Origin of the sequence: Plebeiibacterium sediminum, from assembly GCF_026013605.1 — a bacterium.
GTDB lineage: Bacteria > Bacteroidota > Bacteroidia > Bacteroidales > Marinilabiliaceae > Saccharicrinis > Saccharicrinis sediminus.
This window is the reverse complement of the sequence record NZ_JAPDPJ010000024.1, coordinates 1-21173: the sequence shown is the minus strand read 5'-3', so window position 1 is coordinate 21173 and position 21173 is coordinate 1. Positions and strand designations below refer to the sequence as shown.

At 32.4% G+C, this 21173-nt stretch carries 21 protein-coding genes; 17 read left to right on the top strand and 4 right to left on the bottom strand.

The features are described 5' to 3' along the window. Positions 1-618 (bottom strand): uridine kinase, encoded by a 618-nt coding sequence (udk, locus tag OM075_RS11520; protein WP_301190667.1) that lies wholly within the window; start codon positions 616-618, stop codon positions 1-3. A gap of 129 nt (positions 619-747) precedes the next feature. Between udk and OM075_RS11515 the strand changes: the two genes are divergently transcribed. Then, on the top strand, positions 748-1047 hold the full coding sequence (locus OM075_RS11515; RefSeq protein ID WP_301190666.1) for a Dabb family protein: 300 nt from the start codon (positions 748-750) through the stop codon (positions 1045-1047). Between the two features lie 18 nt (positions 1048-1065). Beyond that, positions 1066-2145, top strand: a complete 1080-nt coding sequence (locus OM075_RS11510) for an SGNH/GDSL hydrolase family protein (RefSeq protein WP_301190665.1) — start codon at positions 1066-1068, stop codon at positions 2143-2145. A gap of 116 nt (positions 2146-2261) precedes the next feature. Here the strand turns inward: OM075_RS11510 and OM075_RS11505 are convergent, their stop codons facing one another. Next, a complete protein-coding gene (locus OM075_RS11505) occupies positions 2262-2417 on the bottom strand; it encodes a hypothetical protein (protein WP_301190664.1) in 156 nt (51 codons plus the stop codon). 358 nt (positions 2418-2775) lie between these two features. Here OM075_RS11505 and OM075_RS11500 point away from each other — a divergent pair, with 358 nt between their 5' ends. Beyond that, positions 2776-3222 (top strand): DUF2023 family protein, encoded by a 447-nt coding sequence (locus OM075_RS11500; RefSeq protein WP_301190663.1) that lies wholly within the window; start codon positions 2776-2778, stop codon positions 3220-3222. A 151-nt stretch (positions 3223-3373) separates the two neighbouring features. Here OM075_RS11500 and OM075_RS11495 read toward each other — a convergent pair whose 3' ends face one another. Together OM075_RS11495 and OM075_RS11490 are read right to left on the bottom strand one after the other, a co-directional pair. Then, entirely contained in the window at positions 3374-4720 is a 1347-nt protein-coding gene (locus OM075_RS11495; RefSeq protein ID WP_301190662.1) for a T9SS type A sorting domain-containing protein, read from the bottom strand. Between the two features lie 155 nt (positions 4721-4875). Continuing rightward, complete coding sequence (locus OM075_RS11490; RefSeq protein WP_301190661.1) at positions 4876-5631, bottom strand: helix-turn-helix domain-containing protein; 756 nt, start codon at positions 5629-5631, stop codon at positions 4876-4878. Positions 5632-5910: 279 nt separating this feature from the next. On the opposite strand from OM075_RS11490, the gene OM075_RS11485 reads away from it, so the two are divergent. The 14 genes from OM075_RS11485 (at position 5911) to OM075_RS11420 (ending at position 20952) form a co-directional block, all read left to right on the top strand. Then, positions 5911-7044, top strand: a complete 1134-nt coding sequence (locus OM075_RS11485) for an AraC family transcriptional regulator (protein ID WP_301190660.1) — start codon at positions 5911-5913, stop codon at positions 7042-7044. A gap of 476 nt (positions 7045-7520) precedes the next feature. Next, entirely contained in the window at positions 7521-9158 is a 1638-nt protein-coding gene (locus OM075_RS11480) for a hypothetical protein (RefSeq protein WP_301190659.1), read from the top strand. 19 nt (positions 9159-9177) lie between these two features. Beyond that, a complete protein-coding gene (locus OM075_RS11475; RefSeq protein ID WP_301190658.1) occupies positions 9178-10626 on the top strand; it encodes a DUF5723 family protein in 1449 nt (482 codons plus the stop codon). Positions 10627-10797: 171 nt separating this feature from the next. Beyond that, complete coding sequence (locus tag OM075_RS11470) at positions 10798-13380, top strand: discoidin domain-containing protein (protein ID WP_301190657.1); 2583 nt, start codon at positions 10798-10800, stop codon at positions 13378-13380. Positions 13381-13664: 284 nt separating this feature from the next. Further along, entirely contained in the window at positions 13665-14063 is a 399-nt protein-coding gene (locus OM075_RS11465; RefSeq protein WP_301190656.1) for a flotillin-like FloA family protein, read from the top strand. Positions 14064-14140: 77 nt separating this feature from the next. Then, entirely contained in the window at positions 14141-14743 is a 603-nt protein-coding gene (locus OM075_RS11460; protein WP_301190655.1) for an NAD(P)H-dependent oxidoreductase, read from the top strand. A gap of 540 nt (positions 14744-15283) precedes the next feature. Beyond that, complete coding sequence (locus OM075_RS11455; protein WP_301190654.1) at positions 15284-16438, top strand: hypothetical protein; 1155 nt, start codon at positions 15284-15286, stop codon at positions 16436-16438. 18 nt (positions 16439-16456) lie between these two features. After that, positions 16457-17092 (top strand): toxin-antitoxin system YwqK family antitoxin, encoded by a 636-nt coding sequence (locus OM075_RS11450; protein WP_301190653.1) that lies wholly within the window; start codon positions 16457-16459, stop codon positions 17090-17092. Between the two features lie 32 nt (positions 17093-17124). Next, the gene (locus OM075_RS11445; RefSeq protein WP_301190652.1) at positions 17125-18078 is read left to right on the top strand and encodes an alpha/beta hydrolase; all 954 of its coding nucleotides are present in this window, start codon (positions 17125-17127) and stop codon (positions 18076-18078) included. Between the two features lie 47 nt (positions 18079-18125). After that, positions 18126-18488: a hypothetical protein gene (locus OM075_RS11440; protein WP_301190651.1), complete on the top strand. Its 363-nt coding sequence runs from the start codon at positions 18126-18128 to the stop codon at positions 18486-18488. A gap of 46 nt (positions 18489-18534) precedes the next feature. Beyond that, positions 18535-19257 carry a GNAT family N-acetyltransferase gene (locus OM075_RS11435; protein ID WP_301190650.1) on the top strand — a complete coding sequence of 241 codons (723 nt, stop codon included), beginning with the start codon at positions 18535-18537 and terminating at the stop codon, positions 19255-19257. Positions 19258-19288: 31 nt separating this feature from the next. Next, positions 19289-19813: a PsbP-related protein gene (locus OM075_RS11430; RefSeq protein ID WP_301190649.1), complete on the top strand. Its 525-nt coding sequence runs from the start codon at positions 19289-19291 to the stop codon at positions 19811-19813. 101 nt (positions 19814-19914) lie between these two features. Beyond that, entirely contained in the window at positions 19915-20409 is a 495-nt protein-coding gene (locus tag OM075_RS11425) for a MepB family protein (RefSeq protein ID WP_301190648.1), read from the top strand. A gap of 12 nt (positions 20410-20421) precedes the next feature. Beyond that, positions 20422-20952, top strand: a complete 531-nt coding sequence (locus OM075_RS11420) for a hypothetical protein (protein ID WP_301190647.1) — start codon at positions 20422-20424, stop codon at positions 20950-20952. Positions 20953-21173 lie beyond the last annotated feature (221 nt).

Sequence of the window (21173 nt, the reverse complement as noted above, 5' to 3'; positions counted from 1 at the left end):
TTAGTTGGTTAGATTAAGATTTTGTTCAATATGTTGTTTCAATAAGTTTATGGCTACCTTATTGTTACCACCCTGGGGAACAATTAAGTCAGCATATCTTTTTGTTGGTTCAATAAACTGAAGGTGACTAGGTTTTACAGTTTCGGTGTAACGATCCAAAACTTGTTTTACATCCCTGCCACGTTCAATAATATCGCGAAGAATAACACGCGATAAACGGTCATCTGCTTCGGCATCAACAAAAACCTTTAAGTTCATTAATTCTCTCAGCCTTTTATGCCCCAGAATTAAAATACCTTCAACAATAACCACATCTCTTGGATTGATTGTAGTGGTTTCTTCACTTCGGGTACATGTTAAATATGAGTATGAAGGCATTTCAATACTCTCATTGTTTTTTAACCTTTTGAGATGGTCAATTAAAAGATCCCATTCAATACTTTCAGGATGATCAAAATTTAATTTCTTTCTTTCTTCCAATGAAATATTACTATTGTCCTTATAATAAGAATCCTGAGGAAGTACAGTAACTTCGCCTTCCGGAAGTTGTTCAATAATTTTTCTAACAACAGTTGTTTTTCCGGAGCCTGTTCCTCCCGCAATACCAATTATTAACATGTGCCCACTTTATTTTTATATTTGTAAAGATAAGAATTGATTAATTGATGTTTGTAACATACAGATAAGAAAATCTATAATTAAACATTCAAAAATATAATTTACTGTATAACCTTTAATAAATAAGTAATGATTAAACACGTTGTATTATTTCAACTACAAGAATTTGAATCGGCTGAAGCAAAAAATGCCAAATTAAATGAAATTAAATCTGCACTTGAGGCATTACCTCCAAAAATCAAGGAAATCAAAAGTTTAACTGTTGGATTAAATGCAAATCCAGATGAGCAATATGATATTGTTCTGGAAACAACTTTTAATAATCTGGAGGAATTAGATATTTATGCAAAGCACCCTGATCATGTGGCTGCAGGTGCAATTTTGAGAGCGGTATTGGAGAAAAGAGCATGTGTGGATTATGAAATCTAATCTTATAATTAAAAAGAAATGACACTTGCTAAATATTCATTAATTGTTCTTGGCCTTGCTTTTATAGGATGTGCTCCCAAAATTATTGAAGTAAAACCGGATAATGAGCAAATTGATTATGTTGGTCGTATTAACTTTGATAATGCTTCAGAACCTGTAATTTATTGGAGTGGTTCTGCTATCACTGTTCAGTTTAAGGGGAGTGATATTGCTGCTACCTTAAATGATGAACATGGGTTAAACTACTTTAATGTAGTTCTTGATCAGGATTCAGTTTATCCTCTGAAATTGAATCAGGGTATTCAGAAGTACAATTTGGCAAAAGGATTGGCTCCTGAAAAAATACACACCATTTCATTGGTAAAACGTAATGAATGGATTACCGGACAAACTGGTTTTTTAGGCTTTACAATTGCCGGTAAGTTAAAAAGCTTACCAGAGAAGAGTGGCAGACTGATGGAGTTTTATGGAAACAGTATTACTGCCGGATATGCAATTGAGAACCTTACCGGAGGAGATAATGCGGATAGTACTTATACCAATAACTACGTAACTTATGCTGCATTAACTGCTCGTCATTTTAATGCCGATGTACATTGCATTGTTCGTTCAGGTATTGGTATTAATGTAAGTTGGGAACGACCTATTATGCCAGAGATCTGGGATCGCTTAAATCCTGTGGATTCAACCAGTAAATGGGACTTTTCAAGAGCAACACCAGATATTGTTGTGGTGAACCTGATGCAAAATGATAAGTGGATTGTTACACGTCCGGATTATGGCGAATATAAATATAGGTTTGGGGATATTACACCTGACAAAGACTATATTGTAAATGCCTATGCTCATTTTGTGAAAGGGATCAGAGATCAGTATCCTGAAGCTTCCATTATATGTGCATTAGGTAGTATGGATGCCACTCAGGAAGGATCGGAATGGCCCGGATATGTTAAGGAAGCCGTGGCTTTATTAGATGATGCAAATATCTATACTCATTTCTTTCCTTTTATTGAAAAAGGCGGACATCCAAGAGTGGAGGATAATAAAAAAATGGCTAAGAGTTTGATTCAGTTTATTGATGAAAATATAGAGTGGTAGATTAAATACCTTGAAATAAAAAAGCCCTATGAATTTTAGTATAAGTTCATGGGGCTTTTTTATTTGTATAATCCATACATTAAGTAGTTGATAAACCTTGTTAATGGGTATAGCAGTTAAGATTTTTGATGTTTCGTTGTGTCTCGTTTGTAAGACTCTTCAGTTTCCTTTTCTTTCGTATTCATCCAGCTTTCTTGTAAAAGAGGAAAAGCTCCAACCATTAATAATCTGATACCTTGTTGATTTTCTTGTAGGTGAATTGTTCTGTCCATTTTTATGAGTTTTAATTTTAATCCAAAAGTAGATGAGTTGCATTTCCAGGACAATCCTTACAATTAGTTATTTGCGTTATTATTATGAAGGGATAAAATAGTTGTGGTAAAGGTAATTGCTTGTAATTCAGCATAAAGTAAAATATTGCTCACTATAAATAGTTACTCTTTTGTTATGAATAGTGCCTGAAATATCTATAAAGTAGTTATTATAATAGCATATAATTGTTTTACAACAGCTTTTGGTACAATTGAATTCATAATTATTAGGGATTGAGGCAGTGGAGAATAATCATTTCATTTGTATTGTCATTAAAACAATGAAAACAGATAAGTAGTAATTCTAAATTTCAATGTTATGAGAGTAGAGGATCATTTAACATTACAAGGAGAACAGTTCCAAAATGATAATTCAGACAGGATGAGAATTAAAATTGAGGATTATAAAAGCGCTGAGATGCAAATATTAATGCATCATGTATATGAATACAAAAAAGGCTTGAGAAATTTAGTATTACATACGATGAACAGAAGAGAAAAGCATATTACCGAAGAAATGTTAACCCGTAAAGGAATTTCTTTTTATATGCAGCAACTTCCTTCCGGTAAAATAAATGTGTTTTTCGGTAATGATAAATGTGTTAAGATTATTGAATCGTTCGGACATAAAACATTAAATGATTTTACTGATGAAGAAGATTTTATATTAGGAACAATGTTGGGTTATGACAGGATGCAACAGTGTGAGCGATTTTTGAAGCGCAGAACAACAAAAGCCCAGATGTTAGGAAAAACAGGAAGTTAAATAGGTTATTAAATATTATACAGAAGGCGTTCTGTATTGCTTGTCAATAGTCTGCCCGTTTATTTATATATCCTCAAACACTATAAATATTTCCAAAACGGGCAGGCTTATTTTGTAACAAATACTATTTAGCCTAAGTAAAACAGGCTATTTATTTTTTATATAGTTTACCAGATTGAGTCTGGCCATCTACAACTATATTGTATAAATAAATACCACTATTTAAACTCTCAATATTAATTGGTTGTTCGTTGCTGATTTCCTTTTCTAATACCACTTTTCCAAGCATATCAAATATTTGAATACTTGCTTTATTATTAGCAGCACTAAAACTAAATGAAACTACATTGTATGCAGGGTTAGGATATAGTTTAACCTCAATAGTTTCTGCATCGTCAATACCTAATGGATTTGATAGGTCAGTGTAGTTGTAAGTTAATTTTTCATTAGCAAATAACTGACTTGAATTATCTATATCGTACTGAGTATAAGTAAGAATTTTATTATTGAATTCTGAATTAATTTCTCCTTCTTGCATAAAGCAAGTATTCGAGATAAATGGCATTAAAATATCAGATATAGTATAGTTTGTATCATAAGTGTATTCAACTTTATCATAGGTATACCAATTACCTGATTCATCCTCAATTTGATATTCAACGTTAGAAATATTTCCATTGACAAATGTAAAAATTCCCTTTTCTCCTATGCTTGAATTGCTATCGTCTGGATCTCCATCGTATGCAGAGTATGAAAGAATATGGTTTTCACTGTCTGTTGAGTTAATAACTCCATACATAGTGCCCCATTCTGAGTTAACATCATCTCGTTCGCTAATTGTTAACAAAGTAACAAATCCTTGAGCATCATATGTTCTTTCTGCAATTATTAAATTATCCCAGCCAGATGTATTTGAGTTATATTCATACTCTTTTCTTGTATCATAACCATAATCGTTATAAGTAGTTTCAACTTTATAAAGATCGGACCAATTTCCATTCACTCTTTCAGATGATATGGATTGAGTTAAATTTCCATCAGTATCGTAGGTGTATAATTCTCTGTACCAGGCATCAGAATACCAGTCATTCTCTGTTTCATTCCATGAAAACCTTAATAATGCAGAGATATTTCCATTATCATCATAAGTGTAAGTTGATAAATACTTATCATCAGAATTTTCTTCATAAAGAATTACTGTGCTTAATAAATCATCACTGTTGTATGTAAATTCATAAGTTTCACCAACAACCCATGAATCATTATACCAAAATGAGTATGTATAACCATCCAGGCTATACGAATAGGATGATGCTGTTTTTAAATTTGAAGAGGTTTTACTAATTGCAATTGTGTTTAATGCTTTAAATTGACTTTGTGCAGATTGCAACAGTTCGTGGAAACTTTTCTTTTTATTACTTCGCTTCAGATTCGATTGTCCAGCACAAAAGGTAATAGACAACAATAAAAATCCCAAAAGAGTAAAAGTTTGTTTCATAATTTATTATTTATAGTTTATAATTTGTATTTACTATGAATTTCAACTTTTCCCCACTTTCTATCTAAAATGCTGTGTGATTTAACTCATTTTTGGTGCGATAGAAAAAATCGTATTTCAATTATATTCGGTAAAAATCCGCTTTTGAGGCAAAACTATGCGTAATTTGCGGTAGATAATTGTAAAAATCGGTCGTTTTTGTTTTGGTATAGGCTTTTTGGAGTGGTTCCGGTGTATTTTTTTATTTCTTTAATAAAATGCGACTGATCGTAAAAATCTTTTTGTGGAGATAATATCCCATTGGATATTTCTTGATAAGAATTTTTGCAGCGAAGTATTTTTAAGTATTCTTTTAAGCTTAAACCAAATTGATTGTTGAAGTATCTATTTATCTGTCGGCTGCTCCAACCTACTTTTTGCGAAAGCTCTTCAACAGAATAATTCTTTTTGTTGTAAATGAGTTCAAACAATCTTAATTTCCTTATGTCGATATTATTCGAGTGGATTTTATGTATATCCTCTTTAAGACAGGCAGTTGCATTGGATATGAAAAACTCAAAATTATTTTTAGTGTAAGTTTCCCTATTGCAACGTGGTTGTTGTATGTGCAGTGATTTATTTAATAATTTTCGGATCTGATATGGGAATAGAAACTCGGCTGCTAATAGTTTAAAACGGATACCAAATACTTTTCCATTTTCAGGTACAATTACATTTTTAGGCTCTGTCCAAATTCCCGTGAGGTATAGCTTTGAATGCGTTTCTGATTCGTACTCAGCAATAACCTCAAAATGTCCGTCGGGTATGATCGTATGCTTTTTTTCACATCCTGTATTTTTGTACTCCCAAAAGCACTCAACATATTGGTTTAAAACACCACCAGGTTTATGTTCTAGGTATTCCAGTTTCATATAATATTATATATACTGATTAATTAGCATGTTAAAATCAGACTCTTTTTTTGTAATGTATTATCAGTTTCAAATATTAAAAAACTATACAGTCATGAATGGACAAATCGTAAATAGTATGCGACAGATGGTAAATTAATTAAATCATATTTAGCTAAACAATAGTAAATGTGGACTTTAATATTTTTTTAGAAACTGGTGATCTGTTTTGATCATTAAACCAGAGTCAGGCTTTCAATTAAAAGTTTTTATTTTAGCGAGCTCAATAAATAATTAGATATGGAAACTTGGGTGCTATTTTTACTGTTTAGTCCGGTTTATATTCCGTTAGTAATTTCATTAGCTATATTTTTTAATTCAGAAAGGAAAAATTACGCAAAGAAAACGCTGTCGTTAGTACTGTTTAATATCTCTGTTTTATTTTTTGGTTTGTACTTTTTTTTAACCGGACAATATGAATTTTACTCAAAAATATTAACCTTTAATGTACTATCATTGCTACTTGTATATCCAAGTATTTATATTTATATCCGGCAATTAATAGAGCAGAAGTATGCCGTTAAAAAAATGGCTGTGCATCTAATACCTGTAGTTTTTATATTGCTGCAAACTGTAGCTTATTTTTTTATGCTCAATAGCCAAGATCGAGAGATGTTTGTGAAGGATTATCGATTTAATCCAGCATGGAATAATCCGGCAATAGTATTTATTTTTTTCTGTAGGGTATTTAATATTTTGGTTCTGTTTTTTCAGATCTTTTATTATGGAATAAAAATTACACTTATTCTTAAAAAATATAATTCCACAATACATAATTACTTTTCCAATACCGAAGGAATAAGTTTAAATAGCATCAAAATCCTTAACTTTTCTTTGTTTATAGGTTCCATTGCAAGTATTGCATTTTATTCTATTAACCCGGTAAAAGTTTTTGGCAACTATATTGTTTTAATTATTCCTCTGGCTATTATTTCAATTACCATTTGGCTATTTGGAATTGTAGGTTTAAGACAGAAAATGTTACCAGCAAATTTACCAGTGGTGCTCGAAACAAATGATACTAATCAGCTGGTTCCAAATAAAGAACTTTATCACAGGTTGATTTCATATTTTGATAAGGAAAAGCCGTACTTGAATCCTGAACTAAAAATTGATGATTTGATAGGAGATCTGGGAACAAACAGAACGCACTTATCAAATGCTATTAATTTAAATTCAGGTAAAAATTTTAACAAGTTTGTGAATGATTATCGTATTGAGTTTGCCAAACAATATATGAGAGAAAATAAAAACAACAGTCTTAAAGAAGATGTTGCATATAAATCGGGTTTCGGCTCCATCCGAACCTTTGAACGTAACTTTAAAGAGATTGTTGGTGAGAGTTATAGCCAGTATATAACAAGTGTCCAATAATAACAATTGGTCAAAAAATAGAATATCCTCCAATTTTGATTATAAGAAATAATTTTCTGAAACCTTTCTTTTAATTTTTTAGTTAGAGATTAGAATTAAACGTCTTATGTAAAATAATTAGCAATTCGTCCAAACGTCTTAAAATTACAATTGCAAAGACTAATAATATTATATCTTCGGCGCCAAATTTCAAGGTGCACAAGGTATTTAAAGGGGAAATTAAAGTAAGATGTATTGGTAATAGTGATCAGGTTGGATCTGGTGAGATGAATAAAAGTTTAAAAAGCCAAAATATTAACAGGATCATAAAATTAGGTTACAAACGGTTTAGAAAATTATCGTGTTGTATAGGATAGGTATGGAATTGATTTACCAATCATCAATGATTAAATATTAGAGTGTTAAGTTGTGAACTGTTGTTTTTAATAAACATGGTTCAAACATATGGATTAGAAAACAATAAAAAAGTATAGAATATGAAGTTATTTAGAATTGGTTTTATACTGGTTACCTTTTTAAGTGTAATCATGTTTCAACGATGCGTATCAGATACCATCAATCTGGATGATGTTCCTGATGAGGCAAATAGACCTTATGCCATAGATGTTCCGGGAATGCGAATTCATGGTACAGCCATGGAAATATTTGATGAATTGGATGTTGATTCAATTATTGAAGTAGATGAATCTGGTTTGTTTTGGTTTTATTATGATGAAGAATTTGTTCAGGAATGGAATAAGATGCTTGCTCTGAATGAAATCTCAAATGCTTTCTATTACGATATGTCGTCATATTTGGGGGCAGGTTTGCCAGGAACATCTGTTAGATTAACAAATGAAGAAAGTATTGTTTTAACAGATGAAGAAAATGTAAGGATAGATACCGTTATGTGGAAAGCCGGAGCATTTAATTTTACTTTTGAAACTTCTTCACCAGCCGTTGATTCTGTGATTATTACTATTCCTCAATTGTATATTAATGATGAGGTATTTACTGATACCATTGTAGGAGCTAGTCTTAATAATAGTTATTCCATCGATTTGACGGATACTTATATGGATTTTACTCAATATCCAGGAGATGCAAATAGTATCAACCTTATTACAGATGTAATTTTTGCAGAAGATGCCAGTTCATATTCAACTGCTACTTTATCTATTTCTTATGAAATGATAGATATGGGATTAAAAAAAGCAATCGGTTATTTTGGGTCAAGAATTATTTCGGATGATGAAAAGACTTTGGATTTTGATGCTTTCGATAATAATTTTCTTTCAACCAATGTTGTTCTTAATGACTTAAGGTTAGAAGTAATTGCTGAAAATACATTTGGCATACCGATGAAAATTAATTCAGGCAATATTGTATTTTCTAATACTGATACAAATGAAGATGTTGATATCATTATTGAAGATGGAAATAATATTATTGATCTGGATAATTATATAGATGGTTCATCTGTAATACCAACAGAAAAGCTTGAGATAAATACAGACAACTCTAATTTGGAGGATTTATTAAATATTAATGAATTTGCACCAAGTAAAGTTGGTTCTCACATTCAGATTATAGCCAACCCTGATGATGCTGATTTGAATTATTTCTTAACAGATACCAGTAATGTAAAAACGACCATAAGAATGAATGTTCCATTATGGTTTAAATCTAGTAATTACAGCAGATCCGATACTATTGATTTTGATTATAACTCAGATATTGATGATGATGAGGACGAGCCTTTATCTGATAAACTGGAAGCTTTAACTGCGAATTTTAATGTAGAAAACGGACTGCCTTTTGATATCAGATTTCAGATTTATTTAGCAGATAAAGATTATACTATAGTTGATCAGCTTTTTTCTTCTGATAATGAATTACCATTTATTGAATCTGCAAAATTAGATAATCTGGACCGATTATCGGAAAGTACAGTTTCTTCCTTTGAAGCAGAAATAGATAATCAAAAACTAGAAACCTGGAGAGAAAGAGATGTGAAGTATGCTATCGTAAGAATTATGGCAGCTACCGAAGATGAGGATTATGTAAAACTTGGCGAAGATAATTTCATCAATGTAACTATGTCGTTTAGTGCTGTAGGTAAACTAGGAGAATAATATTCAAACAATAGATATCATGATAAATAAATTTAAAAATATAAAAGTACTATATGTTGTTGTTTTGCTTTTGACAACATATTCTACTGTCTTTTCTCAGAACTCAAACTTGTTGTATTATTTCGAAAATGTTCCACAGACAAATTATACCAATCCTGCTATGTTACCCAGGGCAAATGCTTTTTTTAGCTTGCCGGGATTAAGCAGTATTGCTCTTGATTTTAAATCGGATATTGCAGCCAAAGATCTTTTACAAAAACATAATGGAACGTGGGTTCAACCTTTAGATGCAGCTTTTGATTACTCTAAGTTTTATAAAACATTTGGTAAGTCGGCATCAATCAATGCAGGTCTTTCTTACGCGCCAATTTACTTCGGATTCAGAACAAAAAAAGGATATTTTACTTTTTCACTGCAGGAAAAGATCAATGCTAAGATTTCACTTCCTAAGGATATGTTTAAGATTGCAGAAAAAGGGTTTGAAAATGGAGATGTTCTTGATTTAAAATCCTTAGATGCTAAAATGATGGCTTATCATGAGATTTCAATAGGATATGCACGACAAATAGATGAAAAGCTTACAGTAGGTGTACATTTTAAACCTTTGTTTGGAATTGCAGCAACTAAGATGAAATATAACAGCTTGTCGATTAAAAATCAAGGAACCTCATACAACCTAAAAGTAGATGGAGAAATCTATTCTTCGGTACCATTTTTAACAGTTACACCCGATGAGGATGGATATCCTGATGAAGTTGAAATGCAGGATGATCTGGAAGGGTCTGATATTTCTTCTCAGATAACACCTGATTTTTCTAATTTCGGTGTTGCTTTTGATCTTGGAGCTGTGTATGATTTTAATTCTTCTTTTACATTTTCGGCAGCTTTAAATAATTTGGGATACATTAACTGGAAAAAGAACCTGAATTCAGTTTCAGCAAATGGAACCTATGATTTTGAAGGTCCGGATGTAAGCGTTACAGAAGTTGAAGATATGGATGAAGCTTATGAAGATATTGTGGATGAGATTAAAGATGTAATGGATGTAAATACTGAAGAGAAAAGCTTTAAAACTGGCTTATCTCCTGAGTTAATGCTTGGTGCTGCTTACCATGTAAATCATGTAATTGATTTGGGTTTTCTTTCAAAAAGTACATTTGCACAATACAACTTCAGACAGGAGTTTATAGTAACCTCAAACTTTAATTTGTATAAAGCGATAAGTGCCAACTTTGCATATAATTATGAAATTAAAGGATCTTCTGACTTAGGTTTAGGATTGGCTTTACGAGGAGGTCCTTTTCAGGTATACCTGATGGCGAATCATATTCCTTTCAGTTACGATAAAATTCAATCTGATGGTGATGAGTTTACTGCTCCAACTAAAGCAGAGTCTTTTTCTATGATGCTCGGAGTTAACTTTCTTTTAGGTAAGCACGGAAATAGAAATAAATCAGTAAACGATTAATAATTAAGAAATTTATAAACCTGACAGGTTTCCAAAACCTGTCAGGTCTGTTAAACGTAATATATTCACGTTTTTGCAGAACGATTAGATTTTCCAGACCATTTAAATTTCTTCATTTTAGCCATGTATTAAAAAGCTAACAAAAGCTTTGTAATTAAGGGTTTGATTTATATGAAGAAGACAGGTGTATTTTTTATTTTATTGGTTGGTTTACTTTTTAATTATTGCCTTTTAAAAGGCGAAAAAATAGAAGTTTATAGTCAGCTGAATTATTATACTACAGAAGAAAATATCACCCTAAATTTTGATTTTATATCTAACCCAATTTATACAAGCCTTAAGATATTGAACTTGTCTGAAGAATTGGTTAAGCAAAGTATCCAAGGTGATAAATTCAAAGTCTCTTTCCCGTCAAAGAAAATTCCTTTAGGAAACACTACGCTACAAATTCAACTTCTTTCAGAAGATTCAACAAAAGATACATCTATTGTTATTACAAAGTTAGCATCTAAAGCAAACGAAGTAAAAATTAATCAGGAAACAGGTGGTTTAATTGTTGAGGGATTACCATTTTTTCCATTTGGATTTTATTGTGGTACAGTAGGAAACTTACCAGAACAAGAAGTTGCCGGAGGTTTTAACCTGATTGGTCCATACCAGAGTAATATGCCTGAAGGATTGCCGGAGCGCAGGGCTTATATGGATCGTTGTGCTGAATTGGGAGTTAAGGTGCAATATGGTGTAAATGGTTTAATAGGAGGGGGACATAACGGTGCAAAAGTGGCCATGTCTCAGGAAGAGCGATTTGAAATTTTGAAAAAAGAGGTGCTTGAGTTTAAAGATCATCCTGCACTTTTATCATGGTATATTAATGATGAACCGGCAGGACAGGGGCGACCTGCATCCTTAATGGAACAGACTTACAATATGATACGTGAGTTAGATCCATATCATCCTATTTCAATGGTTTTTATGATGCCATCAAAGGCTGTAAATTATCGTAAGGGGATGGATATTGCCATGACAGATCCTTATCCGATACCAAAATCAGTTACTGAAGTTCAGGGATATGTTCGTGATCTGAATCAAACATTACGTCATGATAAATCGATTTGGATGGTTCCACAGGCTTTTGGTGGTCAGGAAATGTGGCCGAGAGAACCGACCCCAAAGGAAATCAGAACCATGACTTACCTTGGTTTGATTGAAGGAATTCAGGGCGTGCAGTATTTTATTCATCCGGGACTAAATTTAAATCCGCAAAGTGTGGCAGCCTGGTCCGAATGTAGAAATATGGCCGCTGAGTTTCAGCAGATGACACCTTTTATTTTGGATTATTCAGAGGTGAAGATGTTGAGTTCAAGTGATGAAAATGTGTTGATTAAGCAGTTTACGTATAAGGGCGACAGATTAATTGTTGCTGTTAATACTGCCAATAAGCCTTTGAACTACAATTTTAAAACAGATATAGCAGAAGGAAAAAAAGTAGCCTTGTGGTTCGAATATCGTGAGGTAATATCAAGCAAAGGAGAAATAGCTGATATGATTGATGCCCTTTCAACAAGAGTATACCTCATACGAAAAGATCCTTCAGTTTTAGACAACAAGAAAGGAAATTTAATATATAATGCAGGTTTTGAAAATGTGGAAACTCCAGGATTGTCTTCCGGACATAATATGTCTTTTTCAAACCATAAAAAAGGTGATCACGGAGCAACTGTTTTTAACGACAGCAGAACCTCAAAAGAAGGTTTGTTTAGTTTAAGAATGGTTACACCACAAGTAGGAGCAGGCAAAAAGGTTTTCTTTACTCCGGTTGCAATTACCAAGGGGGCAACTTATCGATTCTCCATTTGGGCAAAGGCTAAAGAACAAGACGAAATGCCTTCATTTAATATCGGAATTAAGGCCCTTAAAAAGTCTCAAAATTTTACATTAACATCAGATTGGCAAGAGTATTCGTTTTTGGTTCAATCCGATTCATCATCAACAAATACAATTGTTGAATTGGATTTAAGCGATAAAGGAACAGCCTGGTTTGATGAAATCAGCCTGAGTCAGGAACCTTATATTAGTTATGAGGTGAATCCGGAGGATAATACTGCAAAGGTTCGTATTGCAACATCAATTCCGGAAACTACCATCAAATATGCATTTGAAGGAAAATCCGGATTAAAAACCTATAAAAAGCCGTTTGTAGTTGATGAATCATTAACCGTACAGGCTATGGTTTATCAACAAAAGAAGGCCATTGCTGAGAGTTCCTTGTTTATCCCAATAAACAAAGCACTGAATAAGAAAGTACTTTTTGAAACAGCATTGAGTTCAGCCTATCCATCTCAAGGTGCTTCATCTGTAACAGATGGAATAATGGGATCAACGGTTTTTAAAGATGGAAACTGGTTAGGTTTTACAACTTCAGATGTAACTTTCACCATTGACATGGGAGTAAGAACCGAGATTAATAGCATCACGCCTCATTTTTTAAGTGATGCCAATAGTGGTATATTTTTACCTAAAGAAATAGAAGTTCAATTTTCGGACGATGGGAAGAATTATATGGACATAGAAACCTATACAAACCAATCTGTTTCAAAAAGAGGGGAGCCATATCTTGTTCCAATGGAGATAAAATGCAATAAGCAGGCTCGTTTTGTAAAATTGAAAATCAAAACATTTGGTAAAATACCTGAGGGTTATCTTTTTAAAGGAACAGATTCCTGGATGTTTATGGATGAGGTGATGATAAAATAAAACTAATACAAAGCACACATAGTTAGGTTACCGGAGTAACAGGTATTGTTTACAATATCTTTACTCCGGTTTTTATTTATAACCAGCCAGACAAGTTTTATCAAAAAGACGAATGACAGAACCAAATGTATCTGTTTTAAGTTAATGGACAGCATTCTAGTTGCTTATTGCTTTTAAGCCTTATTAATTGGAATAAAATGTCATAAAATTCATCTTGATTATACGCGATTATTTCTTCATTTTGTGTTTAGTTTCGCACCGAATTATAAAAATCAATAAATAACATGTCATCTACTTTAATAACAACTTCTATTCTAATATTAATACTGCTGTTTCTTTATTATGTACCATTTTTATTATGGTTAGCCACAAAGTCTTCTGGTGTAGAATTTGGGTTGATTGAATTAATACTTATGCGCTTAAGAAAAGTTCCTCCTGCACTTATCGTAAAATCATTAATCACAGCAAAAGAAGCTGGTATTTCAGATATTGATAAGCATATTTTAGAAGCGCATTTTCTTGCCGGTGGAAATGTAACCAATGTTATTCAAGGATTGATAGCTGCTAAAAAAGCAGGCTTAAAACTGACAGTACAAAAGGCATGTAAGGCCGATTTATCAGGAATAGATATTGTTGAAGCTGCAGAAACTGTTGCAAAGAATCGTAATTCAAGTAATGGATAAATCAGGTGATTTTCTTGTAAACTTCTATCGAACAATACCTACTTAATCATGTTTTGTTTGAGTAATAATTATGAGATATGGGTAAAGTATTAGTTATAAACGGAAATCCTGATCCGGAAAGTTTATCGGGAGCTATGGCAAGCGCCTATAAAGATGGAGTGGAAAAGGCAGGAGGTGCCTGTCAGGTGATACATTTACATGAACTGGAATTTGATCCTATTTTACATTATGGTTTCAGAAAAAGAATTCCTTTTGAACCTGACCTGGAAATGGCTCAACAAGCGATTCGGGATTGTGCACACCTGGTTTTTATATATCCGGTATGGTGGGGAACTTATCCTGCCCTGTTAAAAGGTTTTATAGACAGGGTTTTTATGCCTGGTTTTGCCTTCCAAAGTGTTCCTGATTCAGTGCATTGGATTAAACTGTTAAAAGGGCGTTCGGGGCGTATTATTGAATCGATGGACGCACCAATGTGGTTTTATGAAGATGTATATAAAAGTCCTGCAAAAAATTCGCTTTCAATTGCTGTTATGAATTACTGTGGAATTAAGCCTGTGGATTATACAGTTTTCAGACCTATAAAAGGTTCTACACATGAAGACAGACAAGCTTGGATTAAAGAGGTTGAAGAATTGGGAGTTGAAGATTATAAACAAGTAATGGTTAAGACTTCATAACTTCGTCATAACTTAATAACTTATTAATCAAAAAAATCCGTCAGAATCAAATGATCCTGACGGAATGTTATGCAAATTGATACCAGTGTCCCATCTCTAGCTTGAATTGCAAATATTTTAAGCGTACAATCTTTCTTTTTTAAATTAAAACTCAAGTTAATACATAATTTTTAAAAAGTCCATACTTTTTTTATAGGGTTTGAATGTTTTTTATTCGAATTGTTGATGATGGTTTCTTTTAACAATAGGGTTAAATATGTATTAGCGCTTTTTGTCGTGTGATTTTAATTATAAGTTTTAGTTTTCAGGCTTCGAATAATATACTTCATACATTTGGTTTTCACGCTTTAATCATTCAAGCATTATTTCTTCCGTAATAATACTCACCAGTTTAAGCCATAACTCAATTCTAATTTGATAAGTGATTCTTTGTTTTATGGTTCTTTCTACTAAAGGCACATAACTTTTAATATCAATTTGGAATATTTGAATATTAATGATGTATATTCATGCTTTGAATTTTAACTAACGAATTCCCTAATGCGAATAATATATAAGTTACAGGCGCTAATCCTACTCACTGTTTTATTAGGGTGCACCAACCATGATAAACTATTAAAATTACGGTACATAAGGGGAGGCCAGACATACACCGATACTATATTTATTGATCAGTTTGTAACTCAGGATGGTAACCTACAAACTAAATATTTAAATAAAGTATCCTTCGAATTAATTGATTCAGCTTATTTTTTTAATAATAATCCTGAGCAGTCACGCTTTTATTCAAGAGAGGTAGCATTAAATTTTCAGAAAAGGGTTAAAGAATATTCTCCAGAATATTACTCAATAGCAACAGTATTTTATATTGATAAAGCAATTAATTTTTACACTTCTGTTTTTGATCATAAAATTGACTTTCATAAGTGGGATGATTATAGATCAATAAAAGTTTTACTAGGAGAATATGCGCTTTTAAGTCAGCCTAATAAATTCATTCTTGAAGCAAACCAATTGTTTTCACCATCTATCTTCTATCATGAAATTGGTCATATTGCATTTTGGTCATTGGAGGACCAACTGGGAATAAAATTTAAAGGGTTAAGCCCTTTGCATGTTGGATTAATGGAGTACTTTACTGTTTCTCTTTTTAATAATCCAACAGTTGGAGAGCTGGTTTTAAAGAAAGCAAAAAGAGACGCCTCGCTTCTTTATTTATATCCTCAGCCAGACTCAATGAAATTGCGCAGAACTTTTCAATTAATAAAAGAGTCGTTCCCTGAAGAGATTGCCGATACCAGTTCTTTCCTTAGCAAATATTGTACACTATCACAGGAACTATATTCAAAAATATTAGATACCCAGATTGATAATCATAGAGGAGGTTTTTTGTATACAAGTACATTGTGGCGTATACGTGAGCAGATTGGAAAGGAAAAAACAGACAGACTGGTTGCTCAAGCAATTTTAAATTTAAATGAATATATGAATAAGCGTTCTGATTATTATCGTTTTGATATTAATGAAGAAGTGGAGGAAAAAATAATGTGGTATGATTTCTATTATGGACTTCTTCTAAAAGATAAAGAACTGTTTGATGGTAAAAACCAATCTGTAATTTCAGCAGAATTTAAAAGAAGTAATTTTCCAATTGACAAAATTGAAGTTATTAACAAAATAACACTTCAGAACTGATTTATTAGTAGTAAATAGATGAGAGTAATTATTATAATAATAGTATTATTTAATGGACTGTTTGTTTACTCACAAAATGATACTATATATCTTGAAAAAGACCATTTGATTCTAGGAAATCAAAAGTTTAATCAGAAAAATAATACCGGACAAAAAGAAGGGAGATGGTTGCTTTATAGCTTGAATGATAATCAATCGATTACAATAATTGATTGGGATAGTGATTTGTGGTCGGGTACTGAAACAATTATCGATGAATACAGGGCTTTGGAGCATAAAGAGTACAATGGAATGAGAACAATGATAGTTGAGGAGGTTGATTCATCTCGTTATTTTATTAAAGCAACTTACCATATCATTAATAGCAAAATTCCCGGGTGTTGTTATTGCATAAAGGCTACTGGTGAGTATTGCAAGAATAATAAAATTGGAACATGGACCTATTTTCATGAAAACGGTGTTGTAAGTAGAAAGATTACTTATGAAAAAGGTTTACCTGCACAAAGTTTTAATATGTATAGAAATGATAAGTCTTTAATGATGTCTTTTGAAAAATTAACTGAAGGTATTTGGAATGTATGTCGATATTCTGAAGGCGGTCAACTTATAAATGAAGAACTTCAAAATATTGAAGGTTTTGTCTCAATTTACTAATATTATATGTTATTTATATATCAAAGATTACAATGAAAAGGACCAAACTTAAAATATTATTAATTGCTTTAGCTGTTCTTCTGGCAATTGGCTTTATCACTTTTGATTATGTGGGCACCAGGTTAATTGTTGATGTTAATGGTGGTGTTTACACGCTAAAAAATGCCAATAGAAACACTTCAGACAGTGTACTAACCAATATGGGGTTGACTAACGAAGCTTTTTCAGTACAAGCCGAAAAAGATTTTTCCATACAATGTATTCTGGTTAAAGCCAACTCAAAACAGCCGAAAGGAACAATAATTTTACTTCATGGTATCAGAGGGCGTAAGGAGCATTTTTATCACCGGGCAAAACAATTAGCCGATAGCAGTTATAATTCTGTTTTGGTTGATTTAAGAGCTCATGGCCAAAGTGGTGGTAAGTTTTGCACCTATGGTTTCAAAGAAAAATACGATATCAGGAAAATTGTGGATTACCTGAAAAACAGAGAAGATATTAATCAGAATATAGGGATTTGGGGACATTCGTTGGGAGCTGCAATTGCACTGCAATCCATGGCAGTTTGCCCAGATATTAAGTTTGGTATTATTGAAAGTACTTTCTCAAATTTTAAGGATATTGTTCATGATTATTCAAAGCTTTATTTTGGTTTTGATATTCCTATTTTATCGGATTATTTGATTTTCAGAGCAAAGTCTTTGGCCGATTTTAACCCGGATGAGGTTGTTCCTTATAAATCTTGTCAGCATATCAAACAACCTGTTTTTATGGCCCACGGAGATAAAGATGACCGAATTAATATTGCCTATGGAAAACTGAACTTTGAGAATGTTAAAAGTACCGATAAGGAATTTGTTGAAGTGAAAAATGCCAACCATGTTAATCTGTGGCAAGTAGGAGGGATGAAGTATAAAAATAAAGTCTTCAGCTTTTTAAACAGGATGTCTCAAAATGTAGATGTATTAAATGATTCTGAATTATAGAAAGCGAAAATTAGGCAAAAAGAATTTACACATAACTAAACTCTAAAATGGAATATACAAAAGCGACAGCAATAGATTATTTTTTTAGTAAGATTGATGCTAAAGAAATGGAGTTTTCTTCAGTTAGAAAAACTTTGGAGCGTGATGGATTTGGGAAGGATGATATTAATACTATTGTACGTCAGGTTGATAAACAATTAATTAAGGCCGAGGAACTTCGGGCTTCTTATGCATTGGGTAAAAACTTGTTTTATGGAGGTTTGTTTTTGGCTGTTGCAGGAGCATTACTAACAATTGGGACTTATACAGGAATAATAAATATAGGCAACAGATTTCTTATTGCATATGGTCCTATTGCGGCAGGACTGATTACAGCACTTACTGGCAAGGCAAAAATGAACAGGCTTTAGTTGGTTTTCTGTTATATTTTGAAATAAAAACTAGTAGAAAATAATAATGAATAATACGATTGTAAACAATCTGTTTGACTTTTGGAAGCATATTGGATTTTTGACAGGCAGGTTAATTGTAACAAAAGAATACACTGCTGTTTCTATGCATGGTTCAGATTGGCCTAACAGAATATTTGATATAGAAACTAATCCATTACTTATTGAGGAAGTATCTCATTTAAGTAAAGCAAATCAACTTCCTGATATGATTACCATTTCAAATCCTGATGATTTTATCGATAGAGATGATTTTGAATTTCGCTTTGCACAAAGAAATATGGCTTTGGATATGAATTTACTAGCAGAAGATGAAATCATAAATACCAATATAACCAGAGTGGAAACAGAAACAGATGCGATTAATTTTGCCAACACGGCTTCAAATGCATTTGGATATAAGGTAGATGCTGATGTTGTTTCAATTATAGCCACGCAGTCAGATAACTCAAAACTATTTATTTATAAGGAGGGCGATGAATGCTTAGGTTGTGGTATTGTTTATTTTGATGCAAACAATAATGCAGGTTTACACATGATAGGCACTGTTGATAAGGGTAGAGGAAAGGGAATAGGTAAAAGTATGACAGAATGGTTATTATGTGTTGCCAGACAAAATAAGAGTCCCTACTGTGTTCTTAATGCTTCGGTAATGGGTGAACCAATATATACAAAACTTGGATTTAGGTCATATGGTGACTTAAGGAATTACCAAATTATAGAAGATTAATGATACAAATTATTAAAAAAAACTCTATACAATGAAACCAATATTTATTATTCTATGCATTGCATTTATTTTATGCATTGATTCTATGGGACAGACAGGTAGTGATTATAAATCCTTTGCTAAAGACAACTATTCTATAAGTTACCCCGGTAATTGGGAAGTTAGCAGTAATGGACAAATGGGAACCAGTTTTATCATATTAAGTCCTCTTGAATCGGACCATGATAAATTCCGTGAAAATGTAAACCTTATGATTCAGGATCTGTCACGATATAACATCGATTTAAATGAGTTTGTTAGTATATCAGAAGGGCAACTTAAAACTATGATTACTAATGGTAACTTGATATCAAGTGAAAGAGTTAAAGCAGGAAAAAGCGAGTATCACAAGGTAATATATACCGGAGATCAGGATATTTATAAACTTAAGTTTGAACAATATTACTGGGTCGATAACAAAAAAGCCTACATTTTAACATTATCATGCGAAACAAACCAGTTTGATACCTATCAGTCTGTTGGTGAAAATATACTTAACAGCTTTAAGTTCAATTAATGTTTAATTGCTGCCAGATATTTTCTTATTGAGCACTAAACTATAAAGAACTCATAGTGTTGTGTACTGTGAGTTTTAATCACCAAAAACATAAGGTAAAAATGAACCATCATCTGAAGTATATTAAAACAGCAATCTATGATCAATGTGGTTTTCAGATGGAGAATCTGGAACAAGAACTTGAGAGTGCAGAATATGGTGCTTGCAGGTTTAAATTGAGCGGCAGAAATATTATTTGCAGAAATGCCAAAATCACACCCAAAAAGGCAGGTCAGTTTGTTACTTTCTGGAAGCGACAAGAGAACGGTCCCATAGAACCTTATTGCGAAAATGATCCCTTTAATTTTTATGTAGTAAATGTTAAAACTAATACAGAGTTTGGGCAGTTTGTATTTCCAAAGGCTTTACTCATCCAAAAAGGAATATTATCAACCACTAAAAAAGAAGGCAAGAGGGCATTCCGGGTTTATCCGCAATGGGATATCACAAAAAGTAAGCAAGCCCAAAAAACACAGCAATGGCAGTTAAAATATTTTTACGAAGTAACTACATCTACTGATTTTATTAAAGTTAGGGATTTGTATGAGCTAACTTAAGTACCTGCTTTTATGATACACGAAATAGATAATCCCTTATATTTAGATAGAAAGATTTTAAAGGATTTAGGTAAAAGTTTATCCGATTTAGGTTCTTATAAATTTAAAGAAGTCGGTAATTGTTTGTACAACCTTGGGCAGATTAAGTCCATCACTAATAACATTTCAATAAAAGAAAATGCACGTTGTAATTTTGAATTATTTGAGCATGGGTTGTTACTAAGAATTAATGATGTTCAAAAGTTTTATGTTATAGCATTTAACTCCAAACAAGATATTCGTGTGGATTTATTTGAAGGAGTGAAAACCATTAGTTTATCTGGGTTAGGAATACTTCTGATTTTATTAGGGTTTAGTAGAAAGATTCTAGAAAAATATTGGATATTCAGAAGGATGATGGTTTACGAAAGATTTAAATTGAGAATAGAAACAGAAGAAGAGCTAATTATTCTGGATGCTACTGGAAGGAATTTTCCTGCAGCGGTTAAATTCTTTAATAGGAGCATATTAAAAGATTCAATTACTGTTCATGGAAGAGCCTAAAATATCTTTGTAAGGTGGTAAAGTCCTTGTAACTTGTCGATAAGTTGAATGCCGATTGAAGGTCTGAAAGATTTTTTTTATGAATTGAGAGAGAACTATATGAGGAGACCACCTCCCCCTCGTTCCCAATGTCATTAAGTTAAGGATTAAAGAACTGAAACATAGGCTCTATGTGGCTTAATTTTGATTTTGTGAGTTTTGCTACGAGGTGATTTTCTGCC

Coding starts and splice junctions, on each gene's coding strand:
- udk (WP_301190667.1), bottom strand. CDS start 618: ATGTTAATAATTGGTATTGCGGGAGGAACAGGCTCCGGAAAAACAACT.
- OM075_RS11515 (WP_301190666.1), top strand. CDS start 748: ATGATTAAACACGTTGTATTATTTCAACTACAAGAATTTGAATCGGCT.
- OM075_RS11510 (WP_301190665.1), top strand. CDS start 1,066: ATGACACTTGCTAAATATTCATTAATTGTTCTTGGCCTTGCTTTTATA.
- OM075_RS11505 (WP_301190664.1), bottom strand. CDS start 2,417: ATGGACAGAACAATTCACCTACAAGAAAATCAACAAGGTATCAGATTA.
- OM075_RS11500 (WP_301190663.1), top strand. CDS start 2,776: ATGAGAGTAGAGGATCATTTAACATTACAAGGAGAACAGTTCCAAAAT.
- OM075_RS11495 (WP_301190662.1), bottom strand. CDS start 4,720: ATGAAACAAACTTTTACTCTTTTGGGATTTTTATTGTTGTCTATTACC.
- OM075_RS11490 (WP_301190661.1), bottom strand. CDS start 5,631: ATGAAACTGGAATACCTAGAACATAAACCTGGTGGTGTTTTAAACCAA.
- OM075_RS11485 (WP_301190660.1), top strand. CDS start 5,911: ATGGAAACTTGGGTGCTATTTTTACTGTTTAGTCCGGTTTATATTCCG.
- OM075_RS11480 (WP_301190659.1), top strand. CDS start 7,521: ATGAAGTTATTTAGAATTGGTTTTATACTGGTTACCTTTTTAAGTGTA.
- OM075_RS11475 (WP_301190658.1), top strand. CDS start 9,178: ATGATAAATAAATTTAAAAATATAAAAGTACTATATGTTGTTGTTTTG.
- OM075_RS11470 (WP_301190657.1), top strand. CDS start 10,798: ATGAAGAAGACAGGTGTATTTTTTATTTTATTGGTTGGTTTACTTTTT.
- OM075_RS11465 (WP_301190656.1), top strand. CDS start 13,665: ATGTCATCTACTTTAATAACAACTTCTATTCTAATATTAATACTGCTG.
- OM075_RS11460 (WP_301190655.1), top strand. CDS start 14,141: ATGGGTAAAGTATTAGTTATAAACGGAAATCCTGATCCGGAAAGTTTA.
- OM075_RS11455 (WP_301190654.1), top strand. CDS start 15,284: ATGCGAATAATATATAAGTTACAGGCGCTAATCCTACTCACTGTTTTA.
- OM075_RS11450 (WP_301190653.1), top strand. CDS start 16,457: ATGAGAGTAATTATTATAATAATAGTATTATTTAATGGACTGTTTGTT.
- OM075_RS11445 (WP_301190652.1), top strand. CDS start 17,125: ATGAAAAGGACCAAACTTAAAATATTATTAATTGCTTTAGCTGTTCTT.
- OM075_RS11440 (WP_301190651.1), top strand. CDS start 18,126: ATGGAATATACAAAAGCGACAGCAATAGATTATTTTTTTAGTAAGATT.
- OM075_RS11435 (WP_301190650.1), top strand. CDS start 18,535: ATGAATAATACGATTGTAAACAATCTGTTTGACTTTTGGAAGCATATT.
- OM075_RS11430 (WP_301190649.1), top strand. CDS start 19,289: ATGAAACCAATATTTATTATTCTATGCATTGCATTTATTTTATGCATT.
- OM075_RS11425 (WP_301190648.1), top strand. CDS start 19,915: ATGAACCATCATCTGAAGTATATTAAAACAGCAATCTATGATCAATGT.
- OM075_RS11420 (WP_301190647.1), top strand. CDS start 20,422: ATGATACACGAAATAGATAATCCCTTATATTTAGATAGAAAGATTTTA.